The 21,607-nt window shown below is 37.8% G+C and carries 12 protein-coding genes; 6 read left to right on the forward strand and 6 right to left on the reverse strand.

The features are described 5' to 3' along the window. Positions 1–146: 146 nt before the first annotated feature. Positions 147–1,106: a magnesium transporter CorA family protein gene (locus tag H4J65_RS14435; RefSeq protein ID WP_182198637.1), complete on the forward strand. Its 960-nt coding sequence runs from the start codon at positions 147–149 to the stop codon at positions 1,104–1,106. 73 nt (positions 1,107–1,179) lie between these two features. On the opposite strand, the gene dinG is transcribed toward H4J65_RS14435, so the two are convergent. Then, positions 1,180–3,294, reverse strand: a complete 2,115-nt coding sequence (gene dinG / locus H4J65_RS14440; protein WP_182198638.1) for an ATP-dependent DNA helicase DinG — start codon at positions 3,292–3,294, stop codon at positions 1,180–1,182. Between the two features lie 83 nt (positions 3,295–3,377). Between dinG and H4J65_RS14445 the strand changes: the two genes are divergently transcribed. The 4 genes from H4J65_RS14445 to H4J65_RS14460 all read left to right on the forward strand — a co-directional run bounded on the left by H4J65_RS14445 (position 3,378) and on the right by H4J65_RS14460 (position 10,383). Beyond that, complete coding sequence (locus tag H4J65_RS14445) at positions 3,378–5,831, forward strand: DNA polymerase II (protein WP_182198639.1); 2,454 nt, start codon at positions 3,378–3,380, stop codon at positions 5,829–5,831. 626 nt (positions 5,832–6,457) lie between these two features. Continuing rightward, a complete protein-coding gene (locus H4J65_RS14450) occupies positions 6,458–7,645 on the forward strand; it encodes a cystathionine beta-lyase (RefSeq protein ID WP_182185424.1) in 1,188 nt (395 codons plus the stop codon). A 634-nt stretch (positions 7,646–8,279) separates the two neighbouring features. Next, positions 8,280–9,584 (forward strand): hypothetical protein, encoded by a 1,305-nt coding sequence (locus H4J65_RS14455; RefSeq protein WP_182198640.1) that lies wholly within the window; start codon positions 8,280–8,282, stop codon positions 9,582–9,584. 286 nt (positions 9,585–9,870) lie between these two features. After that, on the forward strand, positions 9,871–10,383 hold the full coding sequence (locus H4J65_RS14460; protein WP_182198641.1) for a regulatory protein RecX: 513 nt from the start codon (positions 9,871–9,873) through the stop codon (positions 10,381–10,383). 218 nt (positions 10,384–10,601) lie between these two features. On the opposite strand, the gene H4J65_RS14465 is transcribed toward H4J65_RS14460, so the two are convergent. From H4J65_RS14465 to H4J65_RS14485, 5 genes are all read right to left on the reverse strand, one after another. Then, complete coding sequence (locus H4J65_RS14465; RefSeq protein WP_220460897.1) at positions 10,602–11,003, reverse strand: CBS domain-containing protein; 402 nt, start codon at positions 11,001–11,003, stop codon at positions 10,602–10,604. Positions 11,004–12,126: 1,123 nt separating this feature from the next. Further along, positions 12,127–13,611, reverse strand: coding sequence for an NAD(P)/FAD-dependent oxidoreductase (locus tag H4J65_RS14470; protein ID WP_182198642.1), 1,485 nt, complete (start codon positions 13,609–13,611; stop codon positions 12,127–12,129). A gap of 642 nt (positions 13,612–14,253) precedes the next feature. Continuing rightward, positions 14,254–15,684 (reverse strand): alkaline phosphatase, encoded by a 1,431-nt coding sequence (locus tag H4J65_RS14475; RefSeq protein WP_182198643.1) that lies wholly within the window; start codon positions 15,682–15,684, stop codon positions 14,254–14,256. A gap of 106 nt (positions 15,685–15,790) precedes the next feature. Next, a complete protein-coding gene (locus H4J65_RS14480; RefSeq protein ID WP_220460904.1) occupies positions 15,791–16,954 on the reverse strand; it encodes an endonuclease/exonuclease/phosphatase family protein in 1,164 nt (387 codons plus the stop codon). Between the two features lie 65 nt (positions 16,955–17,019). Continuing rightward, positions 17,020–17,652: a TetR/AcrR family transcriptional regulator gene (locus tag H4J65_RS14485; RefSeq protein WP_182136818.1), complete on the reverse strand. Its 633-nt coding sequence runs from the start codon at positions 17,650–17,652 to the stop codon at positions 17,020–17,022. Between the two features lie 694 nt (positions 17,653–18,346). On the opposite strand from H4J65_RS14485, the gene H4J65_RS14490 reads away from it, so the two are divergent. Beyond that, on the forward strand, positions 18,347–21,508 hold the full coding sequence (locus H4J65_RS14490; RefSeq protein ID WP_182198644.1) for a TonB-dependent receptor: 3,162 nt from the start codon (positions 18,347–18,349) through the stop codon (positions 21,506–21,508). Positions 21,509–21,607: the final 99 nt, after the last annotated feature.

Here is a 21,607-nt window from a genome sequence, read left to right on the forward strand (position 1 = left end):
TAGCTTTAATGCTAATTTAGTTCACTATTTTTTTAGCTTTGGCTTGTTGCTGCTTTTTTGACTTTATAACAATAAAATCAAAGGTCAGGGGTAATAATTATCCCGTTTAACTCGGGGCATATTGAGAGTATATAATGATAAAATGTATGTTGATATCAGCAACTAAAAAAACTGTCTTTGGTAGCAGTGAATTAATCAAGCAATGGCAAGAAAATGACGATACTACACTGTGGATTGATCTTGATAACGTTGAATTAGAAGAAGAGAAACGGCTATTAACGCAGTTTAATTGCCATCCTTTAGCGATAAATGATGCGCTTCGTGAGCGCCATCCACCTAAGATTGAGTTGTTTAACGATTATATTTTTATGCTGTACCGCGGCATTATTGCCAATGACGATGGCCTAAGATTTGGTCATTTGCAAATCAGTATGTTTATCGGTAAACGTGTACTCATTACCCGTCACCCACAAAGCTCATTAGCGATTAACGAGTTATTTTCCGAAAACAGTGAGAAATACCTTAAGCGTAGTCCTGTGCATTTGGCACTGAGGCTTTTCCACAGCAGTTGTGGTTATTATCTAAAGGAAATGTTTAGTTTTGAAGCTGAGCTAGAAAAAATTGAAGATGACTTTCAATCAAGTGGTAATGACAAGATGATGAAACAAATTACCTCATACCGCTCACAACTGGTAAAAATAAGACGTACTTTTAACTACCATGTCACCATGGGAGAAAGGCTCAAAGCTTATGTAGATGATGAAGATACTGATCTCATCACAGATAAAGAAATCCATACGGTTAATGATTTACGCGAACGTTTAGACCGTTTGCTGAGCCTTTCGCAAATGTATTACGATATTTGCGGTGATTTAATCAATGGCTATATGTCTGTAACCTCGCATCAACTTAACGCCACTATGCGGGTATTAACCGTGATCACGGCATTATTCGTGCCTTTAACCTTTCTTGCCGGTATCTATGGGATGAACTTTGAATATATACCTGAACTAAAAGCAGCTAATGGTTATTTTATTTTATTAGGGGTAATGGCGGTGGTTTCAGTGGTGCTGCTGATGATATTTAAGAAAAAACGTTGGTTGTAGTAAATAGTTAAATGCTAATTTATTGGAAACTATACCCAATTAAACCGGTATAGTTTCTTAACTAGGCGTCGTTTCACTCAATAATACGTTTAAATGGCGGTAAAGAGTTTAATAAGTCTTTACCGTAACGTTTATTCACCACACGCCGGTCCATTAGTATAATAACACCATAATCTTTTTCGTTTCTCAGTAGTCGTCCAGTTGCTTGAATCAGCTTTTTCGAGGTCTCAGGTACCGAAATAGACATAAACGGATTGCCGCCTTTAGCCGTGATATATTCTGCTTGTGCCTCTTCTACTGGCGATGATGGTACCGAAAACGGCAACTTGGTAATAATCACATTAGTGAGATAGTCGCCGGGTAAGTCCAAGCCTTCAGAAAAACTTTGCGTACCAAAAATAATACTGTCTTCTTTTTTGTCACAAAGGGCTTTATGAGTTTCAATGATTTTTTGTCGAGACTGTTCGCCTTGCACCAAAATACTGAGCTTGGTTTTTTCTCGCAGGGCGGTCACCACTTTGTCCATTTGCCAATATGAGGAAAACAGCACTAGCGTTGCTTTACCGCGTTTGATTTGTTCAGGCAACTTGGCAATTAATTCGTCAGTAAACTGATCCGCACTTGGCTCATATTGCATTTTAGGTACGATCAGCTGCGCGTTGTTTTGATAATCAAAGGGAGAATCAACTTTTTGGTATTGGCTACCATCATCGGTTCTTAAACCCGCTTGTCGGCGAAAATGGTCAAACGAGTTTAAAGCGAGAATAGTGGCAGAGCACAACACTGCGCCTTCACATTTTGACCACAGCATATTTTCTAAGGTGAAACCCACTTCGATTGGCGAGCCGCTCATTAAATAGTCAGTACGTTTACCTTCAATTTGCTCCAGCCAACGCGCCATAGGGGCACCTTTGTCGCTATCCGTTTTGGCATACATTTGCCATAAGGCATTAAAATTTTCCAAGCGTTGGATCATAAAGCCAGATTCGGCCAACAAGGGTTCGGCTAAATACATTTGCGTATCACCGTCTTTCACCGATTCCATCAGCAGGTTATAAAGCTTGTTTAAATGCGTTAAACATTTTTTAGAACTCTGGGTTAAATCTTCCGCCCAATGCTTTAATGATTGCGGAATAACGCCGTTTTCAAAACGAAATTGCAGTGGCTGGTTTTGCATCTGCATCTGTTTGCTATTTTTTACTGGTTGGTGAAAATAAAGGCTGCGATTATTATCAATAAAACTCAGCACTTTTTGCATGTCAGCTAATATATCTTGGCAATCGTCAGCCATTTTTATTGAGGGAGAAATTGCGCTATTTGAGTTAACCAATTTTGCAATTTTATCACCGGTTTCTGGCAATTTACTAAGCCAGTCAATCGCGCCCTTAAGCGTCAGGTTTGCACTGGAGTGATCGCGTGTTACTTTTGGCAAGTGATGTGCTTCATCAATAATGTAAAAAGTGTCTTCAGGAGCCGGTAATATTTTACCACCACCCAGTTCTAAATCAGCCAAGAGTAAACTATGATTAACCACTAAGACATCAGCAGCGTCCATGGTCTCTCTGGCCTTATGAAATGGACAATGACTATGCTCTGAAACATGCTTTAAGCAACTATGTTTATCGGCTTGTATTTGTTGCCAAATATGATGATTAACTGACTCTGGCCAAGCGTCAATATCGCCGGGCCAACTATTATCATTGAGCGCTTGGTGCATCTTATTTAAGGTTCGAATATCACTCGCTTGGGGTTTTTCTGCAAAGGTAAAACCGGCTTGCGGGCTGTCGTCATTCGCCACCGCTTGCGCGAGTTTTTGCCGACAAACATAACGTTGGCGTCCTTTTGCTAAGGTAAAGTTAAAGTCTAAACCGCTGTGTTTTTTTAGAAAGGGCAGGTCTTTATCAACCAGTTGTTCTTGCAATGCCACGGTGGCGGTCGCTATACAAACTTTTTTGTTGCGATTTAACGCTAACGGAATAGCGCCAAGCGCATAAGCTAAAGACTTACCCGTACCTGTGCCCGCCTCAATAGTAATAATTTTACGTACTTTGTCGTAATCACCCGCCAGTGTTTTGGCAATTTCAGCAATTAAAAAGGTTTGCTGTTGGCGCGGGTTAAAGTTGGTGAGGTTTTCACCTATGCTTTTATAGGAGGTTCTAATAACTTGTTTAATTTTATCGCTTAACATCGCGGCTGTAGTTTCCTATCGACAAAAGATGATTTACACTGCTGTATATATTAACAGTTTGTCATGAGTAATTAGAACCATTAATGCAACTTTCTCCTGAAAACCTTCCTGGCGTAGTTCAATCGTTAGCGAGCACTCGTGGTTTTCTGTTGACCCGAAATGCGGCAGACAGAAACAATCACCTTGAAATTACCCTGTGGTTGAAAACACCACAAGGGCCAGTGCAGCTGATTATTGATAACGAACGTGCGGTTTTTTTTGTTGAAGTTAGTGATGTGACTCATGTTAAAGACATTTTAGCTAAACAAGGCATTAACCTTGACGAGATAAAAGCGCTTGCGCTAAAAGCATTTAATCAAGCTGCGGTGGCGGCAGTGTATTTTTTGACCTTACGTGATTTTTACCAAGCCCGCGCTGTACTAAAGCAAAAAGGTATTAAGTGTTATGAAGACGACATTCGCCCAGATGATCGTTTTTTAATGGAGCGTTTTATTACCGCCGATCTCACCTTTGCTGGTCAGGCAGTAAAGGTGAGATCGGCTGATAATCAAGCTTACCAGCGCTTTGAGCAGGTTAAATGTAAACGTATTGATAAAGCGCAACAAACTGACATTGCACTGTCGAGCGTATCGCTTGATATCGAATGTTCAATGTCGGGTGAACTCTATTCTATCGGGCTATATAGCGAGCATTGTCAGCAAGTGTTGATGATTGCTAATGCAGAAGAAATAGCCCGCGAGCAACAAGCTACCCGTGACATTGATATTGTTTGGCAAGCTAATGAACAAGAATTATTAGTGAGTTTGCTCGCTTGGTTTACTCAACACGACCCTGATATTATTATGGGTTGGAACGTGATCAATTTTGATTTTGCTTTATTACAAAAACGTTATGATTTATATGGCCTTAAATTTACGATTGGTCGAGATAAAAAAGCACCCCATTGGCGTAAAAATCAAAGTAGTGAACAGCAATTTATTGAAATTAATGGCCGTGTAGTGCTCGATGGTATCGACTTACTGAAAAGTGCTACTTATAATTTTCCCAGTTTTTCACTCGACAATGTTGCGAATACGTTACTAGGTATTGGCAAAAAAGTTGACGATGTTGATCACCGAATTGAAGAAATAACTAATAATTTTCATCATGATAAAACAGCGCTAGCAATTTATAATTTAGAAGATTGTCGCTTAGTGCTGTTAATTTTTCAGCATACGCAATTATTAGAATTTGCCATGCTCAGGGCACAGCTAACGGGTTTAGCCATTGATAGAATCGGTGGCTCTGTCGCCGCTTTTACCAACTTATATTTGCCTAAATTACATCGTAGTGGCTATATTGCGCCTAATATGGGCGATGGTGATCAAGGCTTTGAATCACCGGGCGGCTTTGTAATGGACTCTACCCCTGGGCTTTATCAAAATGTGCTGGTGTTAGATTTTAAAAGCCTGTATCCCAGTATTATCCGCAGTTTTAATATTGATCCTATGGGCTTAATTGAAGGTTTAAAATCACCAGAAACAGCCATAGAGGGTTTTGACGGGGCTTATTTTTCAAGAGAACAGCATTTTCTACCCGATATCATCACTGAGCTTTGGAAAGAGCGAGATATTGCCAAAAGAGATAAAAATGCTGCGTTATCACAAGCGATAAAAATTATTATGAATTCATTTTATGGTGTTTTAGGCTCAACCGGCTGCCGATTTTTTGATCCCCGGTTATCTGGCTCAATTACGAAACGCAGCCATAGCATACTAAAAACCACTAAATCATGGATTGAAGCAAAAGGTTATCAAGTTATTTACGGCGACACCGACTCAATATTTGTCCATGTCGGTGACCACCAAAGCGCAGAGCAGAGTAGGGCGCTTGGTAAAGTTTTACAAGATTACATTAACCAAAAGTGGCAAAAATTACTTAAAGAACAGTTTAATATTGTTAGCGAGCTTGATATTGAATTTGAAACCCACTTTAGTCAATTCTTAATGCCAACCATTCGTGGCCAAGATATAGGTACAAAAAAACGCTATGCAGGCTTAGTACAAAAGGGCGAACAACAACAACTTGTTTTTAAAGGGTTAGAGAGTGTTCGCACCGATTGGACCGAATTAGCCAAGCAATTTCAACGTACTTTGTATTTGAAAGTTTTTAATAACGAACCGGTTGCTGATTACATCAAGCAAATGGTGGCCGATACCTTAGCGGGTAAGCATGATGGCCTACTTTATTATCGTAAACGATTGCGCAGAAAGCTTGAACTTTACGTTAAAAATGTGCCGCCACATGTCAGAGCAGCAAGGCTAGCCGATGAAATTTATCAGCAACAGGGAAAACCTCTTAAGTATCAAAATAAAGGGTGGATTGAATATCTCATGACCACCAATGGCCCACAAGCTAAAGGCTGTCAAAGCGCTGCTTTGGATTATCAATTTTACATTGATCGACAATTGCTGGCGGTAGCTGATGCTATTTTACCTTTTATTAATACCAGTTTTGATGAAATTACCAATAGCCAAATGAGCTTGTTTGAGCGCTAAAACGGACAATTGAGCTAACTGACTAACACTGGTGGCAACTGATAGTGTTATACCCAGTTAATGCTTGCTTTGCTCTTAAGGGTTAAAGTGCTTAAGGGGTAAATTTATAAGGTGAATAACTCCTATCTCCTAACTACAAGTTATAGCTGGTATTTAATTGAGTTCAGAAAAAATTGATTATACCAATTTCATTAATTAGGTGGTCTACGTTATATGCAGGAAACATGACCAAATATAAGGCATTTATTTTAATAACTAGTGGTTCTAATTATTAAATAAATAACGCAGTAGTTGGTTATTTTAACCAGTAAAAATGATCAGATAATTAGTGAGATTGGTATTAATTAATCAAATGGCTACTACTCATATGATACTATTTTATCTGCTTAATACTGTTCACGACTATGTTATGACAAAATAAAGCGTGCTTCTTTATTTAATTCGCGATACAAATACCTATAGATGGCTAGATAGCTATAATTGATTTTTGAAAAGTGTGAACTTTAGCAAGCTGAAGTTAAAAATGAGTTAGCCGCTTGGTGAATTGTCAGCGCTGCTTGATTTCAAAAGGATAAGTCCCTTATCGAGCGATATCCAAAAATACAACCGTGGAGTGTAACCTAGAGATGAAAAAAGAAACAAAACTTATTAATGCCGGCCGCAAAAGCCAATGGACACGCGGTGTCGTTAACCCACCCGTAGAGCGCGCGTCTACCGTAGTATTTAACTCTGTCAAAGAAATGAAGCATGCCACAGCAAATAAAACTAATCAGGTGTTGTTTTATGGCCGTCGTGGTACCTCAACCTCGTTCGCATTTAGTGATGCTATGACCGAGTTAGAAGGTGGCGCAGGTTGTGCCATATATCCGTCGGGTACTGCGGCAATTACTAATGCCATACTAGCCTTTGTTAAAACGGGCGATCATATCTTAATGGTTGATAGCACCTATGAACCCACCCGTGATTATTGCGATAAAATATTAGCTAAGTTAGGTATTGAAACGACCTATTATGATCCACTGATTGGTTCAGGTATCGAAGCGTTAATTAAAGCGAATACCCGTGTGGTGTTTCTTGAATCACCGGGCTCAGTTACCATGGAGGTGCAAGACGTTCCCGCCATCGCTGAAGTGGCTCATAGGCACAACTGTATCGTGATGTTAGATAACACTTGGTCAGCAGGGGTAAATTTTCAACCCTTTGACTACGGTGTCGATGTTTCAATACAAGCAGCGACAAAATATATTGTTGGCCATTCAGACGTCATGTTAGGTACCGCAACAGCAAACGCTGAGCATTGGCCACAATTGCGTGAAAGCAGCTATATTATGGGGCAATGTACCTCTCCTGATGACTTATACTTAGCCATGCGTGGTATTAGAACATTAAGCGTACGTTTACAGCAGCATCAGGCCAGTGCACTTAAAATAGCGCATTGGTTGTCAACGCGCCCAGAGGTTGAAACTATATTACATCCAGCGCTACCATCTTGCCCAGGTCATGAAGCATTCAAGCGTGATTTTACCGGCTCAAATGGTTTGTTTTCGTTTGTATTAAACAAGGGGAATCAAGCGGCATTAACGGCATTTTTAGACAGCATGGAACATTTTAAAATGGGTTATTCGTGGGGGGGGTTTGAAAGCCTTGTTTTAGGTATTTCAAAGGTTAATAATATGCGCACTGCAACCACTTGGCCATATCAATTTCCCTTGATTCGTTTGCATGTGGGTTTGGAAAATGTTGATGATTTAATTGATGATTTAGCACAAGGGTTTGCGCATTTTAATCAAGTGCTTGAGCAACAAGGTAGTTAAGAGCATTTTGTATCATTAATCTGTCAAGTTAGTATTGCACTAGTGAACTTAACAATAGCAAGTGACTTAACTTAAGAATTCGTAGCAAATTTTGTTTAACGACTGATGTTAAATAAAGCCTTTTAAACGGACTTTGAATTTAATCATAAATTGATTCAAAGCCGTTTTCTAGCGGCTATGAGCATGACCTATTTTGCATCGCTACAACTTATCGCAAGATAAAGCACTTTTCATTGAATTATCTTTTTCCTTAATTATTAGGGTAAAACAGCACACGTTAGCATTTTTCAGGTGTGCACTGATAAAGTACAATAAAGTATTTGCCTGCAAGCACTTTTGAACCTTACCATTTAGCCAGGGTTTAGCCAGAGTCTAGCTCTACTTTCAACAGATATTATTGTCTAACAGATCCTGATACGGGTTATAAAGATCAAAGGCCAAATATCAAACGCTTAATGCTTTACTGCTTTTAAAACATACCAGAACACAACGAGTGAGGGATGATCAAAACAGTTTACTTGTTTTCATCCTTTGCCTTGTTGTAATATGTGAGAAATCATAATTATAGTCAGTATTATGGCAAAGTAAGTTGTGATCCGTGTTCTATGTATAGTACTTGATATAAGAGAGTTGAATGAATAATGATTCACCCATAAGAAAAGGTTTATTTCAACTTTTATATTCTGTGATAGAAACAGGAGTTTGCCGAGTTATTACCAGCAAATCTGAAAAGCTGTTAGCGAGTTTAAAAAAAACCTATATTGAAAATATCCCTGAACATCATCAAGTTGTTTTTTTACCAGGAAAAATTGAGCACCTCGATGATTTAACTCGTGTCTTAGTAACGGCCGGTATCGATCAGTTTTCCTCAATAGAAACTAATGAACAGTTCCTTGAAAATGCCAAGCAGTATTTAATTGAGAACAAAGACAAAGAAGTTATCACTATTTGGGCATTTGAAAATGCTGATTTGATTTCAACGGATATACATGACTTGTTAGGACAGCTACTGGCATGGCAACGCTATGGTAGCTCATTATTGACTATTGAATTATGGGGCCATACCTTATTAGAAAAATCATATAGCTCAGGGGAAATTAGCCAATATTATCAAAGTAAAATTTACCCTATTAATCTTGATGAAAACCTCACTCTTAAGTCAAAAATCGCCTTATTTAACTTCAAATCAATTAACTTTAAACTCTTCATTGCTTTAATGGCCGGATTACTTTTAGGCCCGCAAGTAGCCCCTTTGCTAGAAAAATTGTCAAATATTTATAATAGCTCAACACAGCCAACAATAAATGTAGTCAATAATATAAACACAGAGAAACTAGCGCCAAAAGCAATAGCAGTAAAGCCTGCGTTTGACGATGAGAATAACAAGCAAGCCGAGATCACCAGACAAGCAAATGTTCTAGCACTTAATGATAGTGCAGAATTTAAAGAAAACGGGCAAAACCTCGCTATAACATTAGCAAGCAATACAGATGAAACAAACAAAACAAACGATATAGAAGCAACAGATAGCACAGCTGAAAAAAATATTAATATGCACAATATCAAAGTTGCAGAGCATATTTTAACGCCAGAAAAACCACATTGGTACTTTAAGCTTTTACCGAGCGAGTGGCTAAGTGATTATAATATTAATTTAAATCATCAATTACAGACAGAAAATAACCAAGTCTATATTCAGTATGGCGTATATAAACATAAACGTTCTGTTATCAGATTTGCTACAGAAAACAGGTCATTAAGCGATTATTATCATTTATGTTATTCATCTGAATGGCAAATGGTGGCGTTGATGACAGGTGCTTATCAAGACTATCGTCAAGCCTTCAAAAGTTTGATTAAGATAAAAGAACAAGGCTTTGATGGGATTATTGTTAACTCATCTTATTTAAATGCATGGCAATGTAGTAATCAAAATTAATTATCATCAAAAGGCCAATTTTATTGGCCTTTTGTGCAAACCTTGATGGACATTTAATGCCTAAGCGTTTAATACCAATCTCACTAATTATCTGATGATTTTTACTGGTTAAAATAACCAACTACTGCGTTATTTATTTTAATAATTAGAACCACTATTTATTAAAATAAATACCTTATATTTGGTCATTTTTACTGCGTATAAAGTAGACCACCTAATTAATGAAATTGGTATAAGCAAGACTGACTTATAATAAACCCGATTTTGAAAGTAACAAAGTAGCCACATGTATAAAAAAACAAGTAAAAAAGAGGCAAAGCCACAAGTGATTTCTTATGATCGGGTCAAATCTTATATGATTTGGATGATTGAAAGGTATGGAGATTACTCTGCAAAAACGTTACTTCAAAAAGCCAATATGTTGTTTAAAGATGATACTCAATTTAATGAGCCAGCACTTAATTATCTGATAGAACATGACATTATTAATGATTTTCGTTATGCAACACGCTTAACGACAAGTTTATCAGAAAAAAATATTGGCCCTAATAAAATCAAAGAAAAATTGTATGTAAAGGGATTTGCATCCAAGATCATTAATGACTGTGTTGGGGCGTTAGAAACGTCTGAGGATGATTATTTTGCTAAGGCGCTTTCATTAAAGATCAGAAAGTTTGGCGAAGAGCCTATTGACGATATGAAATTAAAGCAAAAAGCGCTACGGCATTTAATATCCAAAGGCTTTACCTACTCAATCGCCGATAAAGCGGTCAAATTCAGTGAACAAGGCGATAAATAAACACTTTCTAATGTCGCTAATCAGATAGCTACATCAATCAAAAATGGGCTTTATCAAACATAATCAATTATGGCTAAAGCATGCTGCACCATGGCTTATGTTTGATAAAGCCTAAAACAGTGTAAGCGACTAAAAAACCATCAATGAAGATAAAGTCACTGCTCTTATTTGCCCGTACTGTGATAAAAAATCTGGTACTTTTAATAAAGTTAATAAATTTACTTATTAAATTTATTAACTGCTGTCAGTAATTGCCGACAAGAAACCTGCCCAACCAACTTACCATCTTCAATCACAGGTCGACGACGATGTTTTTTTAGTAGCATGTCCTGAGCGACATTGATAATGTCATCACTAGGGTGAGCAACAACTATATTTTCTTTAGTCATATATTCACTCACTAAACCAACACCAATATTGTTGTAAGTGCTTTCGAGTATGGCGGCTAAACAATCCATTTCGGAAAGTACGCCTACGAGGACTTTCTTTTCATTTATTACACAAACCCCTGAGACTTTATTATCTATGATGATTTTCATCGTATCTAATAAATTATCATCCTCTTTGACCTTGATTGGGTTAGTGATCATATAATCGCGCAAACCAACTGATTGAAGCATGGTAAATCACCTTTTAGTTTAGTAATAATTTTCATTATGTAAAAAGATAGACCGGATATTTTTTGAGCTTAAGTTTCGGTCATTGAGCTTAATAGAATATAAACGGCATATCTAATATAAGTCAAAGAATACTATAATTTTTTTTCAATCCAGCGAATAATAAGCGATGAAACAAGCGAATAAGCTATGGTTATAGCCATTTGATTAATTAAGCGTTCTACTTTTTCATGCGAAAAAATGGCTAAATACAAGCTATAAAATTTACTCAGTAGGTATTCACCTTATAAATTTTATCACTCAATCGTTTTGAATTTTAACCATTAAAAATGCAAATAAAAAATCTCTTATATATTAAATAATTGATCATAAATATCTTCATTTTACTGTTAACAATGGCAGGCTCGATAGTTCGCCTTAAATAAACGCTTCAAACATTTATTAGCATCATGTTGGGTTAGTCATAGTTAGATGAGTTGTGAACTAGCCATAGCTTTATGCTTTGATACCCAGTGTTTTTAAACTTGTTTACCGCAGACGTTAGTTGCCAAAAGGCTTAGTTAAATAGTACAACTGTCGCTCTTCAAAAATTTCGAGAATGGATTTTCTGGCTTGATAGTTCCTGTAGGCTGACATGTGAAATAATTTATTATTTTTCGGGGCAAAACGAGTAAGAAAAACAGTCATAACGTCATAAATCATCAGAAAATTATTAAGTTTATTTTGATGGGCCAAAACAAATGAGCGCTTATTGGTTTTTCTGTTTTCAATCCTAGTGACCGCTTCAAGGCTCAAAGCTGCCATTAAAATTCGATAAATGAACATTTACAGTTAGCCTAAGTAGTCATTAAAGCAGCGCTTTGTTCTATCACGATTCAAGGCACTTAGCGAGATAGCCAATCTGTCAATTCATCGCCAAACAAGTCATATTTGCCTATCTTGTTTACTTTGGCGATTGCTCACCTGTGGATATCAAAATCTGCACGTATTTGCACGCGTGAGCCTATTGAGCAGTTTACTTGGTCAGATCATTATGCGATAAAACGCCGCTTGACGTTAAAAACAGATAGCTTTAAAAAGTAACACGCTCATAGCTATAAAGAACAAGTATTAATATGGCGCTTGTTTAATATTGTGCCTCTTCTCTGAGCAAACATCGTCCTCTTGGTTCATCACCTTCATGAAGTACAACGTCGGAATGTAGGAACTGTGCCGCCTCTGCTGAGCCTTTCACTTTAGAAGCACTGCGGGTCAACATTTCTGCTTCAAACTCAGTTAATACACTTGCTCTTACACCCGCTTCTCGCCATTGAGACATAGGTCTACATCCTATGGATATACCCCGAGCTAATGATAGCGCGTCTAACAGCGCTTGATTCGCCCCTTGCCCTTTAAATGGACTCATCGGGTGGGCTGCATCGCCGATTAAGGTTACTTTACCTGCTTTTTCCAACAATTCTGCATTAAGTAATTCACGGTCATAAGCAGGGTAACCAGAAACTAGCGCTGACTTAGTAGCTGATAAAATTTGAGGAATGGGATCATGCCACTGACATCTTTTAGAGGCTTCTTCTTTAAGTGCTTGAGGACCTTTAGCGCTCAAGGCTTTAGCGTTCTCCTCTGTTATAGGGAAGCTAAGTTGCCACATTACCGACTCTGAATCATAAGGCATGATGTAAATTCGTTCATGGCCATTGGCGGTTTGAAATACCGTAGCCGAGTCGAGCAAAGGGCTTTCAAGCCCGTTGAGATCAGCCAAAGGACAGATACCTAAAATCACAATACAACCTAGGTATTGTAGTGGTTTTATATCATCTCCAATCAATAATTTTCGTACCGAACTGCGGATACCATCGGCACCCACAAGTAGATCGGCCTTAACATGCTTTATTTCTGCGCTGCTCTCGTTCTTGGTCTTTCCTTTAGTGTTAACTTTAAAGATCAGATCAACGGCCGCACCTTCAGTTTCCTTAAAATCAACTAATTGGTGATCCCACTTAACAGTCTCATGATCACCAAGTTGCTCAAGTAAAGCAAAGCGTAAAGATTGGCGGGCGATATGTATATTTCTGCGTTTCACAGAGGTCTTTATCTCAGACGGCAACCACTTTCTTATGCCCCATTCTCCAATCTCTTTGCCATCAGTGGTGTGTACCACATGTCTTGTAGAAATTACGCCATGCTTTAGTGATAAAATGCCTAATGCTTTGATTGCCTTACTTGCTTGTTGCAACGTGAGGCCATAACCTTGAGAGCGAGCACCAAAGCCGCTATCACGTTCATAAAGTGTAAAAGGAATACCGCGGTGTTTACATGCTACCGCCAAAGCTACTCCACCTATGCCACCACCAATAATAGCAAGGTGTGGGTAGTTTTCTGTATCGGCTGTAGGATGACTAGCTGATTGAACTAAGCCAGAGCCGCTACAGTTCAAACAATCATAGAGGTGACCTTTCGGTTGAACGGGGGGCGTGCCTTGGGCATTCATTTCTTCAAAGTGCGCTAACGCTCTTTGAAAGCTGAGTTTCACTTTTTTGCGCAGCTTTCTCCTTTTTTGGCTGCGTCCCTGACATTCCTGACAAGTAGTCCAATTATGCTGTGTATTTTCCAATTATTTTTACCTTTTTGTTTCGCCATAGATGACTCAGTCACCATCTATAAGGGGCATTTTAACCGATACAGTGGATGTTAGCCTAATAGTAATATTGTGGACGAAAGCGCCTTAGGAAATATATGCTAATGTCATCTATCCCAGCATGTAGCAGACATTAGATTGAGAGTAGCGCTTGCAAGAAAAAGGAGTAATTAAAATTAACTCATCTAGGTCATCTGTTAGCGATCAGTTGACCTAAAGAACAACCAATAGCTAACGATTTTTACACGCAATTAATTAGCGTTATAAATTCATTCTGAACGCGGCCTGTAGTAGCAGATCGGACTATTTATGGAGATAAATTTACGCGTGAATTAGGTCTTCTATGTGGCAAAAGTGATCATTAGCAGTTAATCTAATTTAGTGATTAGTAGTCTCAAACATTATTCGTAGTCACATATGATGTTAATTTTTCTCACCTCGTGACGCGATTCTCATTTTTTATGACATGTCTACACAACAGGTTCTAATATACGCTTGCAGGTAAAACACATTTCAGGACAGAGTAAAGCAAAAGGCCGAGCAAGTTATAAATAATTTATAAACTACTCGGCCTTTTGCTTTGTTTTGCTTTACTTTTTTTGTAGGTATAGCGCTGTTTTATTTTTTACCTAATAGGGTGAAAATTTTCTTGGCAATGTCAGTGTTGTCTTGAAAACCTGAAAACATTTCACTGCCTTTGCCAAAGGCAAACACAGGCACATCGATACCGGTATGGGTACCTGAAGGACTAATGGAACCCCAACCTGTGTTGGTTTTTACATCAATAATTTTGGTGATAACATTAAGTACAGACTGGTATGGTCTAGGCTTTCTTTTAGCTTTTTTTACATCAGCAGCTAATAATTTAAATTGCTTAACAATTTGGTGATCAGCAAGTTTAGCTTGTTGTAAATTTTCCATATCTGCAGCTGTTATTTTAAATGACAGCAACTCACCCAGTTGTGTCAGAGATAATTCCTTATCCATAAAACGTTTTGCTATTGTTTCTGGTGACATGGTCATGCTACGTAAAAATTCTGGCTTCCATAAATATTTACTGTTGATATTAGCGTTAGAGCGTTCAGTTTTTTTACCAATACTTAAGCCACCAGTACTATGATCGGCTGTGATCACCACTAAGGTATCTGGATGTTCTTTAACATAAGTTTCAAGGTATTCTAAGGTTTTGGCTAAATCGTCCATTTCATGCATAGCGGCGGCAATATCTCGAGCGTGTCCGCCATAGTCAATTCGGCTACCTTCAATTAACATGAAGAAGCCGTTATCATTTTCTAATTGCTTTGTTGCCGCTTGTGTCATCATGGATAAACGGTACTTGTTAGTATCATCCAAGGCCCAAGGTAAACCAGTTTTAGCAAATAAACCTAGTACGGGTTTATTTGCTGGGATAGTGCTTATTTCACTATATTTATCAATGTAGTGGAAACCTGATTCTATAAACTCATCAACAATATTTCTATCTTCACGAATAAAGTATTTCCAGCCACCACCAAAATATAAGTCGGCTTTGATGCCATCATCAATGTAACTGTCGGCAATAGCATTGTAATTATAGCGATGAACATTATGAGCTAAATAAGCCGCAGGGGTGGCGTGATTAATTTGCAAGGTAAGCACAACACCGGTTTTTTTGCCACTTTGTTTGGCATATTCCAAAACGGTTTCAACGGGCTGTTTGTTAACATTGACGCCGATAGCGCCATTATAGCTTTTAATACCGGTTGATAATGCGGTAGCGCTAGCGGCTGAGTCGGTAATGTAACCTGACTCAGCAGCTGGATAGGTACTGCTATTACCGACAAAGTGACGGTCAAAAACTGTTTGTTCTATTTCAGCTGTATTAGGGTCGTCATGAAAATAGCGATAGGCACTGGTATATGCTGGGCCCATACCATCACCAATAATCATAATGATATTTTTCGGGCTACTGTCTGCAATAGTGCTTGTTTTAGCATCATCAGATGCTTGTAGCTGACCACAAGACAAGATCATCAAGCTGGTTAATAAGGTTGGAATGAATTTTTTCATATTGATTTCCGTTAAATATTATTGGTAAATATAACTGCTTAACTCTGTTGAATTTAACTCTGTCGAATTTAACTCTGTCGAATTTAACTCGGTTGATATAGAACAGTTATTTATTAATTGGATTTTTAAACGCTAGGTCCACCCAAACAAGTCGGTGATCTGACGAGGCAGCACGGTCTTTAATTAAACGAAACTCAGCTTCATTTTCTTTTGGCCAAAATATACCTGAGCCAAGTACGTTAAATTGTGCTTTTGCAGGCAAAACATAATCAGCTCGCATGCCCCAAAATGCCGTGTGATATTTTGCATTGGCATTATTATTTCGCTGTAACTTTCCACCTTCGCTACTTGGCTTGGCATCAATAACACGGGGATGATTGATTAAGCGATCAATGCCCGACTTTATTGCACTGCCCTCTATAGCATCGGCATTTAAATCACCTAATATAACAAAAGCTTTATCTTGAGCTAAACCACCAAAGTGCTTATTGTCGTCATAAATATAACTGGCAGCACTCGGGGTTAGGTAATCAGTCCAAAAACGTATTTCATCAAAGTTTCGTTTACCGTTTCTATCTTCTGGCCCATCAAATACTGGTGGGGTAGGATGGCTTGCCAAAATGTGAACTTCATTACCATTGACGTTCAGTGGTATATCCCAGTGAGATTTAGATGATAATCTAAAATTACTCCAGGCTTGTTCATTATACCAAGGTGTTTTTGAGTCAGGATTTACGGGTATTAAGGCGTTTGGCATATCGCGCCATTTAAACAGTTGAAAGGTTCTGATTTTCTCTTCAACAATAGGATATTTAGATAACAATGCCATGGCGAAATGCCCTGAAAAAAGCCCATAACCATAGGCATCATTGGGTAATTCACCTACTTTGTTGTCGTTATTTAAGTCATCACCAGAAGCAACACCCGTATTAACTGGGCCTTGATAAAAATAGGGGTAGTTAACCGCCGTGTGACCTTGCTGACTTTTTGCTAGATAATTGCTTAAAAAGCGTTTTAGTGATTGATGTTTAGGGTCATTACCGTCAAATTCATTCAATAAAATAATATCAGGATTTACGCGTTGAATAATTTCAGCAATATTTTTAATTTGCTGATGATTTTCTACTAACGCTACGGCTAACTCATTTCCTGTCGGCTTTTGTTCTTTACCTAATTTTGCAGGTAAGTAATTTAATGCTTCCATGCTGACATTGAAAGTAGCAATGCGTAAGCTTGAGGTTGGACTTGAACTATTTGACGTTTGTGACATAGCAATACCTGAATAGACTAACAAGGTAGTTGTCAGTAAATAGCTTAATACTCGCATATAAATTCCTATTTTAGGCCGCAACCCCGTAATATAAAATCAGTTAAAAACTCGGTTACTTGGGTTACATCGTCTTCTTCGTAATCGGCACGATTCATAATGGTTAATATTTGTTGTTCAAAATCAGCATAATGTTGAGTTGAAGACCAAATTAAGAAAATAAGTTTTACCGGATCAACATTTTTCATTTCACCGCTATCTATCCACACTTGAAATACTTTAGCTTTTTCTCTTACCCATTGGCGTAAATAAGTGCGAGAAAACTCTTTTAAATGCAACGCCCCTTGTATGATTTCCATGGCATAAATTTTTGATGCCTGAGGGTGTTCAAAAGACATTTTTACTTTCGAAGCAATAAATTTTTCAATCGCCACAACAGGACCGTCGTTAATATCAAGTTCACCAATACCTTGATCCCAGGTATCTAAGGTTAACTGTAATACCGCATGATAAATATTTTCTTTATTTTTGAAATAATATAATACGTTTGCTTTAGGCAGATTCGCGCTATCGGCAATAGATTGAACGGTAGCACCTTTAAAACCTTGGAGAATAAACTCTTTTTGGGCCGCCGCTAAAATAATAGCTTCACTTCGGGCCCGAATACTTCCTTGCTTTTCATTGCTGGTATTGTTGTTCACGCGAATAACCTTTCTGTTTATATTTTTATAGTCATTAACACTATTTTATTAGGTCAATATTACAGTTGTTAGCTTATGCTCAGCCAATAAAAATTACTATTAACACTGGTAAAATTGTTAAAAATTTTACGGAGTTAATCTGGTACATATATCAATAAACTCATGCTGAGGAGTTAAAAACTGGCCAGTTTAGTTTAAATATAGTGTTAAGACACTGTTTAATAAGTTTGGTCTTCTTTCATCAGCATTTTTTGATATTTTTAAAAATAGTTGACTTAGATAAATTTACCTATGGTTAATTTATCTAAGTTAATACAGGCCTTTATTAACTTAGATAAAATCATACTTTATTTTATCTTGACCAAATGGTTTGTTTTTATCATTTTTTGTTATAGTTAATCTGTTTTAATGTGACTATAGTTATAAGCTATTTTTAGTCATGTTTTAAAAACAAGGTTAGGCTGTTGTTATTTATAGCTTTAAGCGCATTCGCTTTGTTTTGCTGTTTTGTGAAGTTAAAAAATGTAAATTCTCAGCAGGTGACCTGTAAAATTTTGTAATGATAATGTAAGAAAACTCTGTTTTAATTTCACCGAGATAGCACTAAAAAAATAATAAAGAGCTTAAAATTAGCTCAGTAAAACTTACATAAAACACTTAACAAATAAAAATTTAACTTATACCAAGGAATAATATGATGAAAAATCATCGTCTCTCAAGGATTACTGGCGCAATTGTACTTGCGTTTGGATTGTCAACATCGGCCATGGCTGATGATACGTCATCGTCAATGCGCGGTAACATTCTAACCAACAATGGCAGTGTTGTTACTGATGCTACTATTACTATTGTTCACGAACCTTCAGGTACTCGTAAAACTTTAAAAGTTAACGACACAGGTAATTTTTCTGCACAAGGTTTACGTGTTGGTGGTCCATACACCGTCACGATCGACTCTGATATTTATGCAGATAAAACACTTAAAGGTATTTACATTACTTTAGGTGATGTATTTCGAATCAGTGAAGTATTAGAAGATACTAATATTGAGCGTATTGCGGTAACAGGTTCTTCAACATTTTTTGACCCGTCAAAAGGCTCATCAAGTGTCTTTAGTGGTGATGCTTTAACTAAATCAGCCGCATTTAACCGTGATTTAAAAGATATTGTTCGACAAAATCCAATGGCTGTTGTTAGTAATGATGGCAATAGCTTATCTTTAGCAGGTAGTAACCCTAAATATAACAGTTTAGCGGTTGACGGTGTGAACCTTAACGATGACTTTGGTTTAGCCGGTAACGGTTACCCTACAGAGCGTTCTCCTATTGCTTTTGATTCAATTGCTCAAATTAGTGTTGCTATTGCGCCATTTACCGCTAAAGAAGGTGGTTTTTCAGGTGGTAAAGTTAGCGTAGTAACTAAATCGGGTACTAACGAGTTTCATGGTTCTATGTTTATTGAGCAAGCTAAAGATGCTTGGGCAGGAACACCTGAAACAGATGATGGCGATAAAATTGCTTTAAAATTTGATGAAGAGACTTGGGGTGCAACTTTCGGCGGTCCAATTATTAAAGACAAACTCTTCTTCTTCGCGTCATACGAAACTTTTGAATCACCCAGTTCGGTAGACAAAGGCCCGTCAGATGCAAATGTAGCCAACAAAGTTAGCCAAGTGTCGCAAGCAGAAGTTGATCGTGTGGTCAATATTGCTAAAAGTAAATATGGTTATGATGCCGGTAGTTGGGATAACTCTATTCCACTAGAAGATGAAAAATATTCATTGAAGTTAGATTGGAATATTAATGAAGATCATCGTGCGACTTTTACCTATGCGCATGGCTCTAGTAATAGCGCCGGTAATCAGGGTAGTGGTAACTCTGATGACTTGTATTTATCTTCTCATTGGTATAATCGCTCTAACGAGTTTGACACTTATGTTGCTCAAGTATTTTCAAACTGGACTCAAGAATTTTCAACAGAAGTTAAGGTATCGAAAAAAGAATCTATTAACGGTCAAGTATCACTAGGTGGCTATGAATTTGGTGAAGTTAAAATTGACACCGTTAATGGCGGCGAAATTATGTTGGGCGCTGATGACAGTCGCCACGCAAACCAGTTAACCAATGAGACCTTACAAGTTCGTATCAGTGGTGATTATTTGTATGAAGATCATGCGATTTCATTTGGTTGGGAATACGAAAAAGTAGATGTTTATAACCTTTTCATGCAGCATTATTTAGGTTCTTGGTATTTTGATAGCATTGATGACTTTGAAGCTGGCAATGCAGGATTTTTTGAATATCAAAATAACCCGAGCTTAAACCGTGATGATGCAGCCGCTGAGTTTGCGCTTGAAAATCACGCTTTTTATATTGAAGATAGTTGGGATGTAAATGATTCACTTAACGTAACTTATGGTTTACGTTATGAATCAACGGTGAATGATGATGCACCAAACTTTAATGAAAGCTTCTTCGATCGCTATGCTTATGCCAATAATGAAAACCTTGACGGCTTAGACATCATTTTACCACGTTTTGGCTTTACTTGGAGCGCAACTGATGAGTTGACTATCCGTGGTGGCGCTGGTCTATTTAGTGGTGGCCGTCCCAATGTATTCATCTCAAATGCGTTCAGTAATGACGGTTCTAGAATCGCATTATATCGCAGTAGCAGCGCAGCATTTTTGCAAGATGCTGATCCAAGTGGCATACCACAAACTGCGCAAGACCAAATTGCTCAATCTGAGTTAGGTGGACCAAACTCTAATATTGATGCTATTGATCCAAACTTCGAAATCCCTACTACATGGCAATACAGCTTAGCTGCAGATTATGTTGCTAATTTAAGTGACATAGGTTTAGGTGATGATTGGCGCATAAGTGGTGAAGTACTTTATAAAGATATCCAGAAAGACATGGCTTGGTCTGATCTTTCTCGTACTTTAGATACCTCAAAAGGAAATGGTGGTCTAACTGTTGAAGGCCGCCCAATTTATACTTTTGCTAATGCTGATAGAGAAGCTCGTGATGTGTTATTGACTAATACGTCTGGTGGTCATACGATAATTGAAACATTGAGCATTGCAAAGAACTGGCAGAGCGGTTTTAAAGCTAACTTCTCATATACTCATTCAACTATTCGTAATCGTGTAGATGCTACTGGTACTTCATCAAATACAGCATATAACTTTAACCCGGTTGTTGATCCTGAGAATCCTACTATTGGTACATCAGCCTACCAAGTTAAGCATCGTTTAACGTTCAACCTTTCATATAATACTGAAATGTTTGAAGGTTATAACACAGGTATGCATATGTTTTGGGAGCGTAAATCAGGTAGACCATTTAGTTACTTGTTAGGTTATAACGACAGTGACGGTTTGTCAGGCAACTTAGATCTTACTACCGCTAACTTACCTTATATTCCAACGGGTGCTAGTGACGGTGCTGTCGATTTTGATAATGGCTTAAGCTACGACGAAATTATGGCCGAGTTAGCAACAGCGGGTATTAGCTCTGATGGTGGTTATCTTGACAAGAATGCTTATACAGCGCCTTGGACAACGACGATGGATTTACGCTTTGAACAAGAAATTCCAGGTTTCTTAACTGGGCATAAAGGTTTGTTCTATGTTGATATTAAAAACGCATTAGCTATTTTTGATGAAGGTGCTGCACGCGTTTACCAATTACCATTTGGTCAATCTGCAACAGAATTACTTGATTACAGCATTAATGATGGCGGTCAATACGTGTACGAAAGTGCAAATATTTCTGCAGGAGAGTCACCTGCTAGATTCCAAGATCGTGAGTCTACATGGTCTATGAAGATTGGTGTTAAATATACTTTCTAATCATTCATAAACCTTACTAACAAAGCCAGCAGTAATGTTGGCTTTTTTTTTACCTTTTAATCTACCGTTAAATAACGTGCGAAAAATAAGTTGATTACA

Source organism: Colwellia sp. MB02u-9 (genome assembly GCF_014077085.1).
GTDB lineage: Bacteria > Pseudomonadota > Gammaproteobacteria > Enterobacterales > Alteromonadaceae > Cognaticolwellia.

Bases quoted from the DNA above. Each gene is read 5' to 3' on its own strand.
- H4J65_RS14435 (WP_182198637.1), top strand. From the start codon at position 147: ATGTTGATATCAGCAACTAAAAAAACTGTCTTTGGTAGCAGTGAATTA.
- dinG (WP_182198638.1), bottom strand. From the start codon at position 3,294: ATGTTAAGCGATAAAATTAAACAAGTTATTAGAACCTCCTATAAAAGC.
- H4J65_RS14445 (WP_182198639.1), top strand. From the start codon at position 3,378: ATGCAACTTTCTCCTGAAAACCTTCCTGGCGTAGTTCAATCGTTAGCG.
- H4J65_RS14450 (WP_182185424.1), top strand. From the start codon at position 6,458: ATGAAAAAAGAAACAAAACTTATTAATGCCGGCCGCAAAAGCCAATGG.
- H4J65_RS14455 (WP_182198640.1), top strand. From the start codon at position 8,280: ATGAATAATGATTCACCCATAAGAAAAGGTTTATTTCAACTTTTATAT.
- H4J65_RS14460 (WP_182198641.1), top strand. From the start codon at position 9,871: ATGTATAAAAAAACAAGTAAAAAAGAGGCAAAGCCACAAGTGATTTCT.
- H4J65_RS14465 (WP_220460897.1), bottom strand. From the start codon at position 11,003: ATGCTTCAATCAGTTGGTTTGCGCGATTATATGATCACTAACCCAATC.
- H4J65_RS14475 (WP_182198643.1), bottom strand. From the start codon at position 15,684: ATGAAAAAATTCATTCCAACCTTATTAACCAGCTTGATGATCTTGTCT.
- H4J65_RS14480 (WP_220460904.1), bottom strand. From the start codon at position 16,954: ATGTCACAAACGTCAAATAGTTCAAGTCCAACCTCAAGCTTACGCATT.
- H4J65_RS14490 (WP_182198644.1), top strand. From the start codon at position 18,347: ATGATGAAAAATCATCGTCTCTCAAGGATTACTGGCGCAATTGTACTT.